Origin of the sequence: Haliea alexandrii (assembly GCF_003719295.1) — a bacterium.
In the GTDB taxonomy this organism is placed as follows: domain Bacteria; phylum Pseudomonadota; class Gammaproteobacteria; order Pseudomonadales; family Halieaceae; genus Haliea; species Haliea alexandrii.
On sequence record NZ_RFLW01000004.1, the window covers coordinates 101,994 to 117,828 of the forward strand.

The 15,835-nt window shown below is 61.7% G+C and carries 10 protein-coding genes; 1 reads left to right on the forward strand and 9 read right to left on the reverse strand.

The window, feature by feature from the left end; genetic code table 11:
* Nucleotides 1–156: 156 nt before the first annotated feature.
* The gene (locus EGJ68_RS15295) at nucleotides 157–2,004 is read left to right on the forward strand and encodes a choice-of-anchor I family protein (RefSeq protein WP_123035436.1); all 1,848 of its coding nucleotides are present in this window, start codon (nucleotides 157–159) and stop codon (nucleotides 2,002–2,004) included.
* Here the strand turns inward: EGJ68_RS15295 and EGJ68_RS15300 are convergent.
* From EGJ68_RS15300 to EGJ68_RS15340, 9 genes are all read right to left on the reverse strand, one after another.
* Nucleotides 1,982–3,766, reverse strand: coding sequence for an alpha-amylase family glycosyl hydrolase (locus EGJ68_RS15300; protein WP_199228071.1), 1,785 nt, complete (start codon nucleotides 3,764–3,766; stop codon nucleotides 1,982–1,984). The genes EGJ68_RS15295 and EGJ68_RS15300 overlap by 23 nt on opposite strands.
* Nucleotides 3,763–4,995, reverse strand: a complete 1,233-nt coding sequence (locus EGJ68_RS15305; protein ID WP_123035437.1) for a glycosyltransferase family protein — start codon at nucleotides 4,993–4,995, stop codon at nucleotides 3,763–3,765. Before EGJ68_RS15305 ends, EGJ68_RS15300 begins: the two co-directional genes overlap by 4 nt.
* A gap of 5 nt (nucleotides 4,996–5,000) precedes the next feature.
* On the reverse strand, nucleotides 5,001–5,843 hold the full coding sequence (locus EGJ68_RS15310) for an HAD-IIB family hydrolase (RefSeq protein ID WP_123035438.1): 843 nt from the start codon (nucleotides 5,841–5,843) through the stop codon (nucleotides 5,001–5,003).
* On the reverse strand, nucleotides 5,840–6,769 hold the full coding sequence (locus EGJ68_RS15315; RefSeq protein WP_233248856.1) for a hypothetical protein: 930 nt from the start codon (nucleotides 6,767–6,769) through the stop codon (nucleotides 5,840–5,842). Before EGJ68_RS15315 ends, EGJ68_RS15310 begins: the two co-directional genes overlap by 4 nt.
* A 73-nt stretch (nucleotides 6,770–6,842) precedes the next feature.
* Nucleotides 6,843–8,561, reverse strand: a complete 1,719-nt coding sequence (gene aceF, locus EGJ68_RS15320) for a dihydrolipoyllysine-residue acetyltransferase (RefSeq protein ID WP_123035439.1) — start codon at nucleotides 8,559–8,561, stop codon at nucleotides 6,843–6,845.
* A 20-nt stretch (nucleotides 8,562–8,581) separates the two neighbouring features.
* Entirely contained in the window at nucleotides 8,582–11,233 is a 2,652-nt protein-coding gene (aceE, locus tag EGJ68_RS15325; protein ID WP_123035440.1) for a pyruvate dehydrogenase (acetyl-transferring), homodimeric type, read from the reverse strand.
* A 254-nt stretch (nucleotides 11,234–11,487) separates the two neighbouring features.
* On the reverse strand, nucleotides 11,488–14,346 hold the full coding sequence (locus EGJ68_RS15330) for an insulinase family protein (protein ID WP_123035441.1): 2,859 nt from the start codon (nucleotides 14,344–14,346) through the stop codon (nucleotides 11,488–11,490).
* A 3-nt stretch (nucleotides 14,347–14,349) separates the two neighbouring features.
* Complete coding sequence (locus EGJ68_RS15335) at nucleotides 14,350–15,426, reverse strand: AI-2E family transporter (protein ID WP_123035442.1); 1,077 nt, start codon at nucleotides 15,424–15,426, stop codon at nucleotides 14,350–14,352.
* 18 nt (nucleotides 15,427–15,444) lie between these two features.
* On the reverse strand, nucleotides 15,445–15,684 hold the full coding sequence (locus EGJ68_RS15340) for a sulfurtransferase TusA family protein (protein ID WP_123035443.1): 240 nt from the start codon (nucleotides 15,682–15,684) through the stop codon (nucleotides 15,445–15,447).
* Nucleotides 15,685–15,835: the final 151 nt, after the last annotated feature.

The following is a 15,835-nucleotide window of genomic DNA, read 5'->3' on the forward strand; positions in this document are numbered from 1 at the left end:
GACGCAGCCGCGAGTGTATCACAGGCCTCACCACCTCAAAGACGCGTTCGCCTGTCACAGACCGGTCACCGAACTGTTACCTCAGTGCCATCACCGCGTCACAAAGTCCTCGCACCATGCAGTGATACTTCACTGGCGAACCAAACGGAGAACCCCATGCGTCGACTCAACCCCTGGCTACTGGCCACTTGCCTGACGTTGCCTGCCCTGCTGGCCGGCTGCGATGGCGACGATGGCCGCGACGGACTCGATGGCGCTGACGGGAGCCCGGGGGAGCAGGGAGCGCCGGGGGAAAACGCCACCAACAGCCGCATCGCACTGAATTTTCTGGGCCGCTACGAAACCGGAGAGTTCGATGAGAGCGCCGCGGAAATTGTCGATTATGACCCGGCAACACGCCAGGCCTTCGTGGTTAACGCGCAATCCGGCAGGGTGGACATCCTCGACATCAGCGCACCCGATATGCCCGTGCTGGCAGGCACGCTGAACGTGGCGGCCGATATCGCCAGCGCCGTGCCCGCGCTGGCTGGCGCGGAAGCGCTGGGCGCTGCCAATAGTGTCGCGGTTGCCGGAAATCTGCTGGCCGTGGCCGTTGAAGCCGACACCAAACAGGACAACGGCTACGTCGCCCTGTACCAGACAGACGGCACATTCCTTTCCGCCACCGAAGCCGGCGCGCTCCCCGACATGCTGGCGTTCACCCCGGACGGCAACACGCTGCTGGTCGCCAACGAAGGCGAGCCCAATGGAGACTACAGTGTCGACCCTGAAGGCAGCATCACGCTGATCGATCTCACTGGCGGGGCTGGCAATCCCGTGAGCCGTACGCTGCGCTTCACCGACTTCAATACCGGTGGCAGCAAGACATTGGGGGCCGATGTACGCATTTCCGCCAAGAGCGCGAGCATTGCACAGGATATCGAACCGGAATTCATCACCGTATCAGCGGACGGCAGCACGGCCTGGGTCGCCCTGCAGGAAAACAATGCACTGGCGGTGGTCGACGTGGCAGCAGGCGAAATCAGCGCAGTCATCGGCCTGGGCTACAAGGATCATGGCCTGACCGGCAATGGCCTCGACGCCAGCAACCGGGACGGTGGCACCAACATCCGCGCGTGGCCACTGCGCGGAACCTACATGCCGGACAGCCTGAAGAGCTATACGGTCAATGGCACCACGTATGTGGTCAGTGCCAACGAGGGGGATGGCCGTGAATATCTGACCGACGCGGCCAGCGAGGCCGAGTGCAGCGCACAGGGCGGTTTCGACTACGATGACGGCGACTGCTTTCACTATCTCGACGAGATACGCGTCGGCGACATTCTGGATACCGGCGCGACCATCGAACTGGCAAACCTGGAGCGCTTTGCACCGGACCTCGACACACTGACCGACAACGCCAACCTCGGTCGTATCAAGGTTATTACCAACCTCGGCGTACGTGACTGTCCCACCGGCAGCCTGGAGGCGAGCGGACAGCCCACCGCAGGCTGCGTGTATGAGCAACTCTACAGCTTCGGCGCGCGCTCCTTCAGCATCTGGGACAGCCGCAACGGCGCACGGGTATTCGACAGCGGTGCCGACTTCGAACTTATCACCGCGCAGCGCCTGACTGAGGGTTTCAACGCCAGCAACGACGACAATGCCAGTGATGATCGCTCCGACGACAAAGGCCCGGAGCCAGAAGCCTTGGAGATCGCCCGCATCGACGGCAAGTTCTATGCGTTTGTCGGACTCGAGCGTGTGGGTGGCATCATGGTCTACGACATCAGCAACCCGGAGAGCGCGGAGTTTGTGCAATACATCAACACGCGAGACTTCAGCCAAGACATAGACAGCCTGGTCGATGGCGGCAACTTCTCTGCGGTGGGTGACCTGGGCCCCGAATCCATTCGTTTCGTGCCGGCCGAGCAAAGCCCGAATGGCGAGGCGCTGTTGATTGTCGGTAACGAGGTGAGCGGCACGACTGCCCTGTTTGCAGTCAGCCTGGTGAGCGGGGAGTGACCGCCCCGCGCCGGCTGATCCAGACGGTCTGATAAGGTTCCAGCTGCAGTAACTGATCGAGGTCGGGGCAGGGTTGTCCGCTGATCAGGTCTTCCCAATCTGCTTCCTCGACCAGGTTCAGGTCGAGGAGGTTCAGCGGATGCGGTTCATCGGTGATATTGCTGACGCAGAATATCTGTTGCTCGGGCTCCCGGCTCTGGCGTGAGAAACCGAAGAAGGCAGTGCCGAGTTGCAAGGTGAACTGCGCCGCATTGGGATGAAACGCGGGCTGCTCACCACGCAAGCGCAATAGAGCCTCCAATGCCAGCATCACCTGTCGGTGCGGGCTGGCGGCGTTGCCCAGCTCTGACTCCAGCTGCGCCCATTGCCACTGGTGGCGATTGATGGCCCGGTTGTGGCCGGTGTTTTCCATCCGCTGATAGTCATTGCGCGTGCCCAGCAGGCTGTGAATGTACACACCGGGAATACCCTCCAGCGCGAACATGATGGCGTGGGCGCACACGAAGCGGGCAAACCCCATTGTGTCTACCCCACGCACTGTGCCCTGCAGGGCATCAAACAACGCGATATTCACTTCGTAGGGGTGCTGTTCACCGCCTTCCAGGGCACGCCAAGACACCTGTCCGCCGAAGCCCTGCAGCGTCTTGAGCAATGCCGCCAGCTCCTCATCGCTGAGCAACCCCTCCGCCGGCCGCAGGCCTATGCCATCGTGCGAGGCAACGAAATTGAAAAACGTCGTGCCACTGCGAGCAGGGGGCATCGCCATCAGCCACTGCCGGAGATAGGTGCAATCCCCGGTCAGCAATGTATTGATCAACAGGGGCGGCAGGGAAAAATTGTAGACACAGTGCGCCTCGTTGGCATTACCGAAATAGGAGAGGTTCTCCAGGTTCGGAATATTGGTTTCCGTGATCAGTATGGCATCCGGGCGGGCGTGCTCTATCAGCGTCCGCAACAGGCGCACGACTTCGTGGGTCTGCTCCAGGTTCAGACAGGTGGTTCCCGGGATTTTCCACAGGAAGGCAATGGCATCCAGGCGGAAAATGCGCACCCCCTGATCCAGATACAGCCGCACAATGCGCACGAACTGCAACAGCACCTCGGGGTTGCGAAAATCGAGGTCAACCTGGTCATGGCTGAAGGTACACCAGACATACCGGGGCCCGCGCGCTGTCTCTACGGCGCGCAGTAGCGGCGACGTGCGCGGCCTCACCACGGCGGAAAGGTCCTCCGCCGGGTCCGCGGTGAAGAAATAGTCGCGCCCCGGCGACTCATCGCGCAGGAAGTTTTCAAACCAGGGACTGCGGCTGGAACAGTGGTTGATCACCAGGTCGGCCATCAGGTCATAGGCGGACGCAATCGCGCCGATATCGTCCCAGTCCCCCAGTGCTTCGTTGACACTCGAGTAGTCCAGTACAGCGAAGCCGTCGTCTGAGGTCCAGGGGTAGAACGGCAGGATATGTACACCGCTGATCACGCCGTTGGCGTGTGCGTCGAGAAACCGTTTCAGCGTGTGCAGTGGCTTCTCATCCGGTGCCAGCAGGCTATCGCCATAGGTGATCAGCAGAGCATCACGTTCAGTCCACACATTCCTGGCAGGTGCCGGGCTCACGACCTCGCCCTCCAGACGCATGGCCTGCAGCAGCTGCAACGCCAATCCTGCCACTTGCGCACAGGCCTCGGTGTCGGCGTAGATGACCTCGAGGTGCTGCTCTACGCGCGCCTCCAGCCATTCCCTGTCGCTTTGGGTCGATGACGTCACGCTATTGTTCCGCCATAATCCTGCATATCGGCGTCCACCGCCTCCTGCAAACGGTCGAGGATATCGGGGACGGCGCTGATAACCCGGTTCCACCCCGGTATGAATGGACGCTCCATCGGGTACTCCAGAAATGCCTCTCCGGCTTTCATGATATTTTCCGCGAACAGCTCTACCGCCATTTCCTCCCCGTGAATATCGAGCTTCAGGCCGTTCATCACTGCATCGTTGTGATAGGTTTCCACAAAATCCAGGGCAATACGGTAGTAGGTCGCCTTGAGCGAGCGAAATGTCTCGCTGTTGAAAGTAACCCCACGTGTGGCGAGCTTGCGAAACAAGGCTTTGGCGATGTCGATCGACATACGTGAGAGACCGCGGGTGGCGTCATCGCGCGACATCTCTTGATGCTTGTGGTCGTACACATCCGCGATATCCACCTGACACAGCCGGTTGTTGGCATAGTTGCGATACACCTCGGAGAGCACACCAATTTCCAGACCCCAGTCGCTGGGAATGCGGATGTCCGTGAGCACATCGCGGCGGAACGAGAATTCACCCGCCAAGGGGTAGCGGAAGCTGTCCATGTAGTCCAGGTACTCCATGTCGCCCACGGTCTTCTTCAGCGCGCGCAGCAGCGGCGTCACCAGCAGGCGACTTACCCGCCCGTTGATCTTGCCACCGGCGACGCGTGCGTAGTAGCCCTTGCAGAACTCGTAGTTGAACTGGGGGTTTGACACCGGATATATGAGACGGGCCAGCAAACTACGCTCGTAGGTAAGGATGTCGCAGTCATGCAATGCCACCGATTCCGCGCGACCAGAGGCCAGGGTGTAGCCCATGCAATACCACACGTTGCGCCCTTTGCCCGCTTCGCGGGGCGCCAGATCCCTCGCCTCGAGTTCTGCATCGAGAGCGCGCAACCGCGGCCCGTCGTTCCACAACACCCGATGACGCTGGGGCAGCGTGGAGAAAAAACCCAGGGCACTGCGATACTGCGCTTCGTCCGCCTGGTCCAGTCCAATGACAATCTCCGCAAGGTAAGGCACCTGCGCGAGCTCCTTGACGATATGCGGCAACGCCGCCCCCTCCAGCTCTGAATACAGTGAAGGCAGGATAAGCCCGAGCGGACGTGTGCGTGAGAATACCAGCAGCTCGGCCTCCAGCTCCTCCACCGAGCGGTGTGCCAGATTGTGCAGTGTTGTGATGATGCCGTTCTGGTAGAAATCGCCCATGACGATCAGTCTCCTTCAGTGATTTGGTAATCCCGCAGCCAGGCGAGCACACCCTCAGACCAGCCTGCCGGGCCCAGAGCGGCACTGCGCCGCAATCCAGAACGGCGTGCCAGCGACGGAAAATCATGTGTCGGGGAGCGCACCAGCAAGGCACTCTCGGCAACTTCCAGCATCGGTACATCGTTGCCACTGTCACCGATGGCAAGGTCGTGTACCGTCTGACCCGGCGCCTCGCGCTGGTAGGCTGCGCGCAGATAGCGCAGCGCCAGCCCCTTGTCGCATTGGCCCGCCACGGTCAGGAACCGCCCACCCTGCTGCACGCGAGCGCCAGCCGCTTGCAGCGCGGCCACGAACGCATCGCGCCGCGCCCGGGCACCCAGCCACTGCACAGGCTCACTGAATTCGCGGCAGGCCGCCAGTGCTGCACCGGCGGCATCCAGCCCGGTCGCCGCCTGGATTCCATCCACACCCAGATCGTCGAACCCTGCGAATTCGCCCGGGAAATCCATTTTCAGTGCGGCCAGCGTGGCCAGCCACCGCGAGCGTGGCGGCGCAAAACGCACTTCCTGCCCCGCACTACAAGGCACGGCATTCTCCAGGGGCGCGCTAAACGTCCCGGCGGGCACCACCACGGCAGCGCCGTTTTCCACAATCATCGGGTAATGCGCCACCCCCAGCGCCTGTTGAAGCGGCGCCATCTCGGCCCGAGTCTTGCTGCTGGCCAAGATCAGGGGAATGCCAGCGCTCTGCAAACGCTGCAGGGCATCGGCGGCCGCAGCCCAGCCATAACTGAAGTGGTCCAGCAAGGAGCCATCGAGATCGGAAAATACCAGCAGCTGCGCGCTCATACCGGCACCCGTGGTCCGGCCCAGGACTCGATGGCGCGGTCACTGCCCAGATTCCACACCACATCCATATGCGCCGGTAGCGTGGCGAGACAATGCCGGGTGAGTCGCTCGTAGTGCTGGACAAACCGCGCCAACGCAACGTCATCCATCAGGGCATTACCGGCGGCCGGGCCGCCGTGTGTGCGAGCCCGCAGGCGCTGCTCCTGCTCCGTGCGCCAGCGCAGCACTTCGGCGAAGGAAGGCGCCCGCAGCATCAACCAGAGGTCACACTGGGCATGCAGCGCCGCATAGGGACCGGCGAGCTGACGGTTAACGTATTCCCGCCACACACCGTGGTTGTCCTCCTGCTGTTCGAGCGGGTTGCAGGGGCGAGACAGAGCGCCGGGGGGCTCCGGAACAGCGCCCAGGCACCAGCCTTCCAGCAGGATAATATCCAGCGGCGCCGCCACCCGGGGCCACGCGGCCGCCGCCTGCCGGTCATCCACCGCCTTGTCGAACCGGGGCACCGCCACCTCGCCAGCCGTCCTCAGTGCCTTCAGGGTAGCCTGCAGCAGGGCGATATCGTGTGTACCGGGTACGCCGCGGGTGGCAAAAAGCGGGTGCACGGCTGCCGCGAGCTCGCCACGTTCGGTACGGGTCAGATAGAAATCGTCCAGCGACATCGACAGTGCGGACAGCCCGGCCTCATGCACCAACCAGTCGCAAAGATACGCCACCAGGGTACTCTTGCCCGCCCCCTGCGCACCATTAATACCCACCAGCAGTGTTGCGCCTGCACCACTACGGTGCAAAGAGAGAATCGTTTCGGCTACCGGATCAAACCAGCGCTGCGCCTGATCGAGGTACGCGGCGGGGAGGCTTTCGCTGTTGAGGAAAGCGGTGCGCCAGCCCTGCGCGCCCGTTTCCCCCGTGTTGCCTGCCAACACTCCGTCTCCCCTTGCATCGGTATCCCTGTCATTGAGGATCTAAGCAGGGTCCGTGCCAATTTTCCCACCGGGCTCAGAACAGAAGCCGGCGGATATCCCCCAGCAGGGTAACGAGTTGCGTGCAGAAACGCCCTGCGTCGCCGCCATTGATCACCCTGTGGTCGTAGGAAAGCGACAGCGGCAGCAACGTTCGCGGCTGAAATGCCTCCCCGTCCCACACCGGTTTCACGGCGGCGCGGGAAACCCCGAGAATGCCCACTTCCGGCGTGTTCACGATGGGCGAGAAACCATTGCCACCGATATTGCCGAGACTGGAAATGGTAAAACAACCGCCCTGCATTTCGGCCGGCTTGAGCTTGCGCTCACGCGCCTTCTCGGCCAGTTCCACCACTTCGTCAGCGAGTTCCCACAGCGACTTGCGGTCAACATCGCGAATCACCGGCACCATCAGACCCACCGGCGTATCCACCGCCATACCGATGTGCACGTACTGCTTGTACACCAGGTTCTCACCGTCCGCGGTGACTGAGGCATTGAACTTCGGGTTGTCGCGCAGGGCATGAGCACATGCCTTGAGCAGGAACGGCATGGGTGTCAGCCGGGTACCGCGCTGCTCCGCCTCCGCCTTCATGCTCTTGCGGAAGGTTTCGAGCTCAGTGATGTCAGCGTCATCAAACTGGGTGACGTGGGGCACATTGAGCCAGCTGCGCTGCATGTTGGCTGCGGTGAGTTTGTCGAGCTTGGTGCGGGGTACTGTTTCAACGTCGCCAAAGGCGCTGAAGTCCACTTCCGGTACGGCCGGTATACCGCTGCCTGTGGCAGCCGCTGGCGCCTTGCCGCTCAAGGCACGCTGGACGAAGCCCTGCACATCTTCTTTCAGGACGCGCTCGCGCGGGCCAGAGCCCGCCACTTTTGCCAGGTCAACGCCAAGTTCGCGCGCCAGCTTGCGCACTGCCGGGCCTGCGTACACCAGGCTGTCATCACTGGTCGCAGCGGCGGGCGCTGGCTCGGCTTTGCCAGCGGCGGCCTCCGCGCGCGCCTGTGGCGCCGGCTCGCGTTGTGCAGTGGGCTCAGTTTTGCTTGCCTGCGGTTTCTCCGCCGCGGCTTCTGCTCCGGCAGCGGGCTCGTCCGCTGCGGCTTCGACTGTACTTTCCAGCAACACCAGCGGGTCGCCTTCGCGTACCGCAGCGCCTTCCTTCACCAGCATGCGCACGACTTTGCCGGCTTGCGGCGAAGGCACTTCCATTGACGCCTTGTCCGACTCCAGCACGACCAGCGAATCACCTTCCGCGACTTCATCGCCGGGTTTCACACTGAGCTCAATGACGTCGACCGCCTCGTCGGTGCCGATATCCGGCACTGACACGGTGATTTCCCGAGCTTCGGCATTCTCTGTGGATTGCGTTTCCGCGGATGACCCGTCTGCCGCGTCCGTCTGTTCGTCTTCTGCAGTGGACGCTTCCGCGGCGGACTCTTTCGCAGGCTTTGCGGTGGGTTCGGCGGGCGCAACATCTTCTTTATCGCCCCCTGCATCGCCATCACCGACCGCGCCGTCAGCCGTTTCCACAACCACTATCGGGTGCCCCTCGGACAACTCGTCACCCACGTTCACCAGCACCTGCAAGATCTTGCCGGCGAGTGTTGCCGGAATCTCCATGGATGCCTTGTCGGACTCGAGCACCAGCAGCCCCTGCTCCAACTCGATCTCATCCCCGGGAGCGACCAGCAGCTCGATCACTTCCGCCCCTTCCGCTCCGCCGATGTCCGGCACTGTTATCTGTTGCTTAGCCATGCGCCTCGTTTCCTGTGCCGTTAAAGGGTGGTGGGGTCGATTTTGTCTGGGGATATACCCAGGGCCTGCATGGCCTCGACCACAACGGCGGGCTTCAACGCGCCCTCATCTACCAGTGCCCTGAGGGCGGCAAGCACCACAAACTCCCGACTTACTTCAAAGAAACGGCGCAGGCGCTCGCGCGTATCGCTGCGGCCATAACCGTCAGTACCCAATACCGAATAACGCCTTGGGATAAACTGCCGCAGCTGTTCTGCATGTGCCTTCATATAATCCGTTGCGACCACAACAGGGCCATCGTGGCCCTCCAGCTGCTCGGTAAGATAGGGCACGCGCGGCTCATCTTCCGGGTGCAGCAGGTTCCAGCGCGCCACACGTTTGCCTTCGCGCTGCAGTTCATTGATGCTGGTCAGGCTCCAGATGTCAGCAGCCACGCCATAATCCTGCTCCAGCATCACCGCCGCGGCTTCCACTTCACGCAGGATGGTGCCGGCGCCCATGAGCTGCACCCGCGGGCCCTTCTTGCGCGTGGAACGGCGCAGGGAATACAGGCCGCGCACGATCCCTTCCTCTACCCCCTGCGGCATTTCAGGTTGCTGGTAGTTCTCGTTCATGGTGGTGATGTAGTAAAACTTGTTCTCCCCCTCCTGATACATACGGCGCAAACCATCCTGAATGATGATGGCCAGCTCGTAGGCATAGGCGGGGTCATAGCTCACACAATTCGGAATGGTGCTGGCCAGCAGGTGACTGTGGCCGTCCTGGTGTTGCAAGCCTTCGCCGTTGAGCGTAGTGCGCCCCGCGGTGGCGCCGATCAGGAAACCACGGGCCTGGCTGTCGCCGGCGGCCCAGGCCAGGTCACCAATGCGCTGGAAACCGAACATGGAATAAAAAATGTAGAAAGGTACCATCGGGTAGCCACTGGTGCTGTAAGACGTGGCCGCCGCAATCCAGGCGGAGAACGCACCCGCTTCGTTGATGCCTTCCTCGAGGATCTGCCCTTTCTGGTCCTCCTTGTAGAACATGATCTGCCCGGCATCCTGCGGCGTGTAACGCTGGCCGACCGAGGAATAAATGCCCAGCTGCCGGAACATGCCTTCCATGCCGAAGGTGCGCGCTTCATCCGGCACGATGGGCACCACCCGATCACCGATATGCTTGTCCTTGGCCAGTGTGGAAAGCAGCCGGACAAACGCCATCGTCGTGGATATTTCGCGCTTGCCACTGCCTTTGAGTTGATTGTCAAACACCGAAAGCTCGGGCGTTTGCAGCAGGTCGAGTTCTTTGCGCCGCGCCGGGATCAACCCGCCCAGCTCTTCACGCCGTTGCTTCATGTAACGCATTTCCGGGCTGTCGGGCGCGGGCCGGTAATACGGCACGTCCTTCAGCTCGGCATCGGAAATAGGGATGCCAAACCGGTCGCGGAAGGCTTTCAGGCTATCCAGATCGAGCTTCTTCAGCGAGTGCGTTTCGTTGTTGGCCTCGCCGGATTCGCCCGTACCATAGCCCTTCACGGTCATGGCCAGGATAACTGTGGGGCGTTCGCTCTGTGCCACCGCGTGGGCATACGCCGCGTAGAGCTTGTAAGGGTCGTGGCCGCCGCGGTTGAGGTACATGATGTCGTCGTCCGACAGGTCCTCTACCAGCTTCAGGGTTTCCGGATACTTGCCAAAGAAATGCTCACGGGTATAGGCGCCGCCGTTGTATTTGTAGTTCTGCAACTCGCCGTCGCAGACTTCGTCCATGCGCTGCTGCAGCAGGCCGCTATCGTCGTTTTCGAGCAAGGGGTCCCACTTGCGGCCCCAGATGACCTTGAGGACATCCCAATCGGCGCCGCGGAATACCCCCTCGAGCTCCTGGATGATCTTGCCGTTGCCGCGCACCGGACCATCCAGACGCTGCAGGTTGCAGTTGACGACGAAGATGAGATTGCCCAGGCGTTCGCGCCCCGCCATGGATATGGCGCCGAGCGACTCAGGCTCATCGCATTCGCCGTCGCCAAGAAAACACCAGACGTTGCGGTCGCCATGATCGAGCAGGCCCCGGCTCTGCTGGTATTTCATGACGTGGGCCTGATAAATGGCCTGGATAGGGCCAAGACCCATGGACACCGTAGGGAATTGCCAGTAATCCGGCATCAGCCAGGGGTGCGGATAGGAGGACAGGCCATTGCCATCCACCTCACGCCGGAAGTTGTCCAGTTGCTCCTCGGTGAGCCGCCCTTCCAGGTAGGAGCGCGCATACATGCCCGGCGCACTGTGCCCCTGGTAGAACACCAGATCACCGGGGTGCCCGCTCTCGTTGCCGCGGAAGAAGTAGTTGAAGCCCACATCGTACAGCGTGGCGCTGGAAGAGAATGATGAGATGTGGCCGCCCAGGCCTTCGTCATTGTCGTTCGCCCGCATCACCATCGCCAGGGCATTCCAGCGCACCAGCGAACGAATGCGGCGCTCCATGAACAGGTCCCCCGGCATCAGCTTCTCGTCGCGGGGGGCGATGGTATTGCGAAACGGCGTGGTGATCGCCGTGGGCAAGCGTACACCGGTTTCAGTGGCATGCTTGGCAAGCTCAATGAGTAGCTCAGCAGCGCGCTCTGGCCCGCTGTAGCGACTCACCGCGTCGAGCGCGTCCATCCATTCCCGTGTTTCGATCGGGTCCTTGTCTTCGGTCATGCGGCTTTAACTCCTGAAACGGGGTGACATGTGAGTGCGCGCTTTTATAGGTTCCAAATAAGAACTGCTTATGCCGTCACATCACTCACACCAGTATAGCCGTTTATGCCAGAAAATGCCCGCCTTTGCACGGACGTGCCGTGCTAACGGTACGGCACCGCGCACCACCCGGAACCATTCTGCCAACTACATAGTTCCTTTTTAGAACTAAATAGGGCCTGTTTTCGGCGGGCGCGGCGCTCAGACCGCTCCGCCTACTGGATGGTGTAAACCCCAAGCCGGGCCTTCACCGCAGCTGCTGACGCCACCGGGGCACCATGGCCCTCCGGCACGCTGGCGGCCTTGCCCGGCGCCACCAGCAGTAAAGACCGCGGCTCCGCCATGAATACGCGCTGAAAGTACAGGCGCCAGTCCTCCAGTGTGATCGACTGCACCGCATCCGCAAGCTGCTGACGGCCGTCGAACGCAAACTCGCGCTTGGCGATAGACTGCCAATAAAACTCCGCACGCTCCCAGAGATTCTTCTCGGGGCGCAGGATCTCACCAACCAGCGACTCTCGATAACGCAGGAACTGCTGCTCATCCAGGCTACCCTCCACACTGCGTAGGTAGGCTTCCATCGAGGCCATAACTGCCGGCGCCGGGGTACTCGGGGACTGCACCAGCATCATGAGTCCGGGCACATCGAGCTGGGGCCAGGCGAAGGCGCTGACCACGTAGCCGAGCTGTTGTTCGGTGCGCAGTTGCTGATAGAAGCCGGTCTTGATGATGTGCGCGGTCAATGCGGTTGCGGCGCGATCACCCCATGCATTACTGGCGCCTTGCAGATACCACCCCACCACTGCGTCATCGTGGGGTACATCGACAACATATTTCAGGGCTTCACCTGAGGTCAGGCGTGTGACTTGCAGCGGTGGCAACGCGGGTGGCTCGCCCGCCGCCAGCAGCAGGCCCACGCGCTCCGCAACCGCCTCGACCTTGCCTGCCGTGTAATTGCCGTAAAGCAGGGTTTCCGCCGTCGCGCCGCCCCAGAACCCCTGCACCCAGGTATCCAAAGTGGCCAGATCCATGCCAAGCAAGGCATCAATCAGCGGTTGCTCGCCCCATTCACCGTGCAATAACGCCTCACGGGCATCGTCCATCACCTGGCTGCTGGGTCGCTTGGCCACCGCGTTGCGCAGGTTGCGCACCATATCAGCGCGGATGTTGTTGAACCGCTGCTCACTGAAGCTGGCGTCATCGATCGCTGCCAGCAAGCGGTCCAGCAGGCGCTGCTGCTTGTCGTCGTAACCGCTGATGCGCAGACTGATCCCCTGGGCATGCTTGTAGATGTCAAAGTCCAGGCCAGCCAGAAGCGCTGGATAGGTGAATTCGTTGACCGCGTCCTTCAACAAGGCGGTATACAACAGCGCCGCGGCGGCCTGCTGCGGTGTTGCGCCCACCTCGGATGAGCGGAAGTTGATATAGAGCGCCCCGCGCGGTACCCCGAATTCGGTGTCCTGCCCGAACCACACGGTCTGCCTTGCGCTCTCGAAAGCGCGTTGCGGCGCCTGCGCTACCGGCTCGTCAACCACCAGGCTGACATCCTCTGCGATAAATTCGTTGGGCGCAGGCAGTGCCATCGCGATATCAGGCGCGGGCGCGGTCCAGCGCGCCAGCCGCTCGGCGCTAACCGGCTGTACACTGTAGGGCACTTCATAATAGGGGCTCTCCCGGTCCACGGTGGCGGAGGCATGGCTGAGGGTGACCAGTGCATTCTCCGGTACCAGCGCTGCCTGCAGCTCGCTGATCAGTTCAGGTGAGTACTCACTCATCACGCTGCCACCGCGCAGGATATCCACAGGCGCATAGTCATGCATGCTGCTGGCCAGGGCGCTGACATAGCTGACCGGATTGGCCTGCTCGCGAAAGCGGAACTGCAACTCCGCGAGGCGCGCTTGCTCTTCATACAACCACTGCTGTGGCCCGTTTTCACGCAGCAGTTCCAGGTAGCTGAACAGAAGTTGCAGAACCCGGTCCTGCTGCGCAAGCCCCTCCTCGGTGAGGCCAATGCTGATGCTGAACAGAGCGCCGCCCCGCCAGCCCAGGCCAGAGCCCGCGGCGAGGGTTTCGGCAAGCCCTTCTGCCTTGAGCTGCGATAACAGGCTGCCCTTGCCCTCGTGCCCCACCAGGTTGCCCAGATAGGCCAGCGGGTTGCTGCGATATGCAGCCCGGTAATCCGCCACCGGGAATGAAACCTCCAGCTGGCGCAGGGTCGCCTGGGGCTGCACCTGCAGCAGCATCGGCAGGCTTTGGGGCGCAAACAGCGGGGCTGCAATCTCCGCGACTTCCGTATCGCGGTTGGGAACCGCACTGAACAACGGTGTGACAAGGGCCTGAAGCGCGTCCAGCGGCTCAGCGCCAAACACCACCAGGCGCATCTTGTTCGCCGAATAGTGTTGCTCGTAAAAACGCAGCAGATCTTCGCGAATCGGTTGTTCCGGTGTATCCGCCAGTGTTTGCAGGCTGCCGACCGTAAAGGCGCTGAAGGGGTGCGCCGGGTTCATGACATCCTGCAGCACATCCAGCCCGCGGCGTGAGTCACTGCGCAGGCCCATCTGGTATTCGGCCTCCACCGCATTCATCTCGCGCTCGACGTAGACGGCGTCAAACCGCGGGGCCACAAAGAACTGGGCAAACCGGTCCAGAGCACCCGGCAGGTACCCCGCCTGGATGTCGAAGAAGTAATTGGTGTGCTCAAAACTGGTGTAAGCATTGTGACTGCCGCCATGCTGGGCGATGAACTGCTGGTAATCACCCGCTTCCGGGAACTTGTCGGTACCCAGGAACAGCATGTGCTCGAGAAAATGTGCCAGGCCCTCGCGACCGGGTGGGTTGTCTCCACTGCCTACCAGCACATCCAGCGACGCGGCGGCCTTGGGCGCTTCCGGATCGGAAATGAGCAACACTTCGAGCTGGTTGGGCAGGGTGAGGTAACGGTACGCGTAGTCGTCATTGGGGCTCTTGACCGGCTGCGGCTGCCCAGCAGGCAGGCTGGCACAGGCGGCCAGCAACGCGAGCACAGAAAAGAGGGCCAGTGCGCTGCGCCACTGTCCAAACCGGAATGCTTGCATGACTTACTCCAGACTGCGTTGATTATCACCCTGTGCGGGTGTTGGCCAGGCGTTGATCACCGCCTTGATCAGGGTTGCCAGGGGAATGGCAAAAAACACACCCCAGAGCCCCCAGATGCCACCGAAAAACAGCACCGCCAGGATGATGGCGACCGGGTGCAAATTGACTGCCTCGGAGAACAGCAAAGGCACCAGCACATTACCGTCCAGCCCCTGGATGATGAAATAGACCGCTATCAGCCAATAAAATTCATTGGTGAAGCCCCACTGGAAGAAACCCACCAGCAAGACGGGCAGTGTCACCAGGGCTGCCCCCAGATAGGGAATGATCACCGACAGGCCCACGCACAGGGCAAGCAGCGCGGCGTAGTTGAGGTTCAGGAACGTGAAGCTGACATAGCTGACCGAGCCCACGATGAGGATCTCCAGCACCTTGCCCCGCGCATAATTCGCCACCTGCGTGTCCATTTCCGACCAGATACGGCGCAACAGGGGCCGCTCCGTGGGCAGGAAGGTCGCCAGCCAGGCGAGAATCTGCCGCCGATCCTTGAGAAAGAAAAACACCAGAATCGGAATCAGGATCATGTAGACCAACAGCGTGAGGATACTGGGAATGGTCGCGAGCGAACGGGTAACCACCTGCTGCCCCAGGCCGCCGAGCTCCGCCTGTGCCAGCGCGACCATCTGGTTGATCTGCTGCTGGCTGACCACATCCGGGTAGCGGCCGGGCAACAGAACGAGTAGCTCACGGCCCTGCTCGAGCATGCGCGGCATTTCCGCCGCCAGCGCCACCAGCTGGCGCCACACCAGCGGCAGCAGCCCCAGGGTAACGCCAAAGAAGATACCCACAAAGAGCGTGTAGGCAACGCTCACGCCGACCCAACCCGGCAGGCCGCGCCGCTCCAGCCGCCCCGCAAGGCCCTGCATGAGGTAGGCGAGGACGATTGAAGCCACCACCGGCGCCAGAATGTCGCCGATGGTGGCCAGCAAGACCACCGCCAGCAGCAACAGTACCAGCAACAGCACCGATTCTTCCTCGAAAAGGTAGCGCTTGTACCACTTGTTGAAGATATCCAGCATGCAGCAGTTTCCCGTCGCCTAACGCTTTTTCAGAAGATAGGCGTAAACGCCATCACATTCGTCAGCTTCCAATAACAGGTGACCGGATTGCTCGGCAAACACGCGAAAGTCTCGCTGGGAACCCCGGTCGGTGGCCAGCACACGTAAACAGGCGCCGGATGGCAAGCCGTTCAGGGCCCTTTTTGCCAGCAAAAGGGGCATGGGGCAATCCAGGCCCTGTGCGTCAACCTCCTCCGCTGCTTCGTCTACCGCCCGCATCGCTCAACCACCTCGCCAATTCGCCGCGCAGTATATCGGTTCATCCGATACACCCCAACAGCGCTGAACTTTTCCAGCAAACCGTCATCACAAGGACTGCGACCGTGCTGGGCCGCTCGCGCGCCCTTAACGTACAATACAGTGATTGCCG

Coding starts and splice junctions, on each gene's coding strand:
- EGJ68_RS15295 (WP_123035436.1), top strand. CDS start 157: ATGCGTCGACTCAACCCCTGGCTACTGGCCACTTGCCTGACGTTGCCT.
- EGJ68_RS15305 (WP_123035437.1), bottom strand. CDS start 4,995: ATGGGCGATTTCTACCAGAACGGCATCATCACAACACTGCACAATCTG.
- EGJ68_RS15310 (WP_123035438.1), bottom strand. CDS start 5,843: ATGAGCGCGCAGCTGCTGGTATTTTCCGATCTCGATGGCTCCTTGCTG.
- aceF (WP_123035439.1), bottom strand. CDS start 8,561: ATGGCTAAGCAACAGATAACAGTGCCGGACATCGGCGGAGCGGAAGGG.
- aceE (WP_123035440.1), bottom strand. CDS start 11,233: ATGACCGAAGACAAGGACCCGATCGAAACACGGGAATGGATGGACGCG.
- EGJ68_RS15330 (WP_123035441.1), bottom strand. CDS start 14,346: ATGCAAGCATTCCGGTTTGGACAGTGGCGCAGCGCACTGGCCCTCTTT.
- EGJ68_RS15335 (WP_123035442.1), bottom strand. CDS start 15,426: ATGCTGGATATCTTCAACAAGTGGTACAAGCGCTACCTTTTCGAGGAA.
- EGJ68_RS15340 (WP_123035443.1), bottom strand. CDS start 15,684: ATGCGGGCGGTAGACGAAGCAGCGGAGGAGGTTGACGCACAGGGCCTG.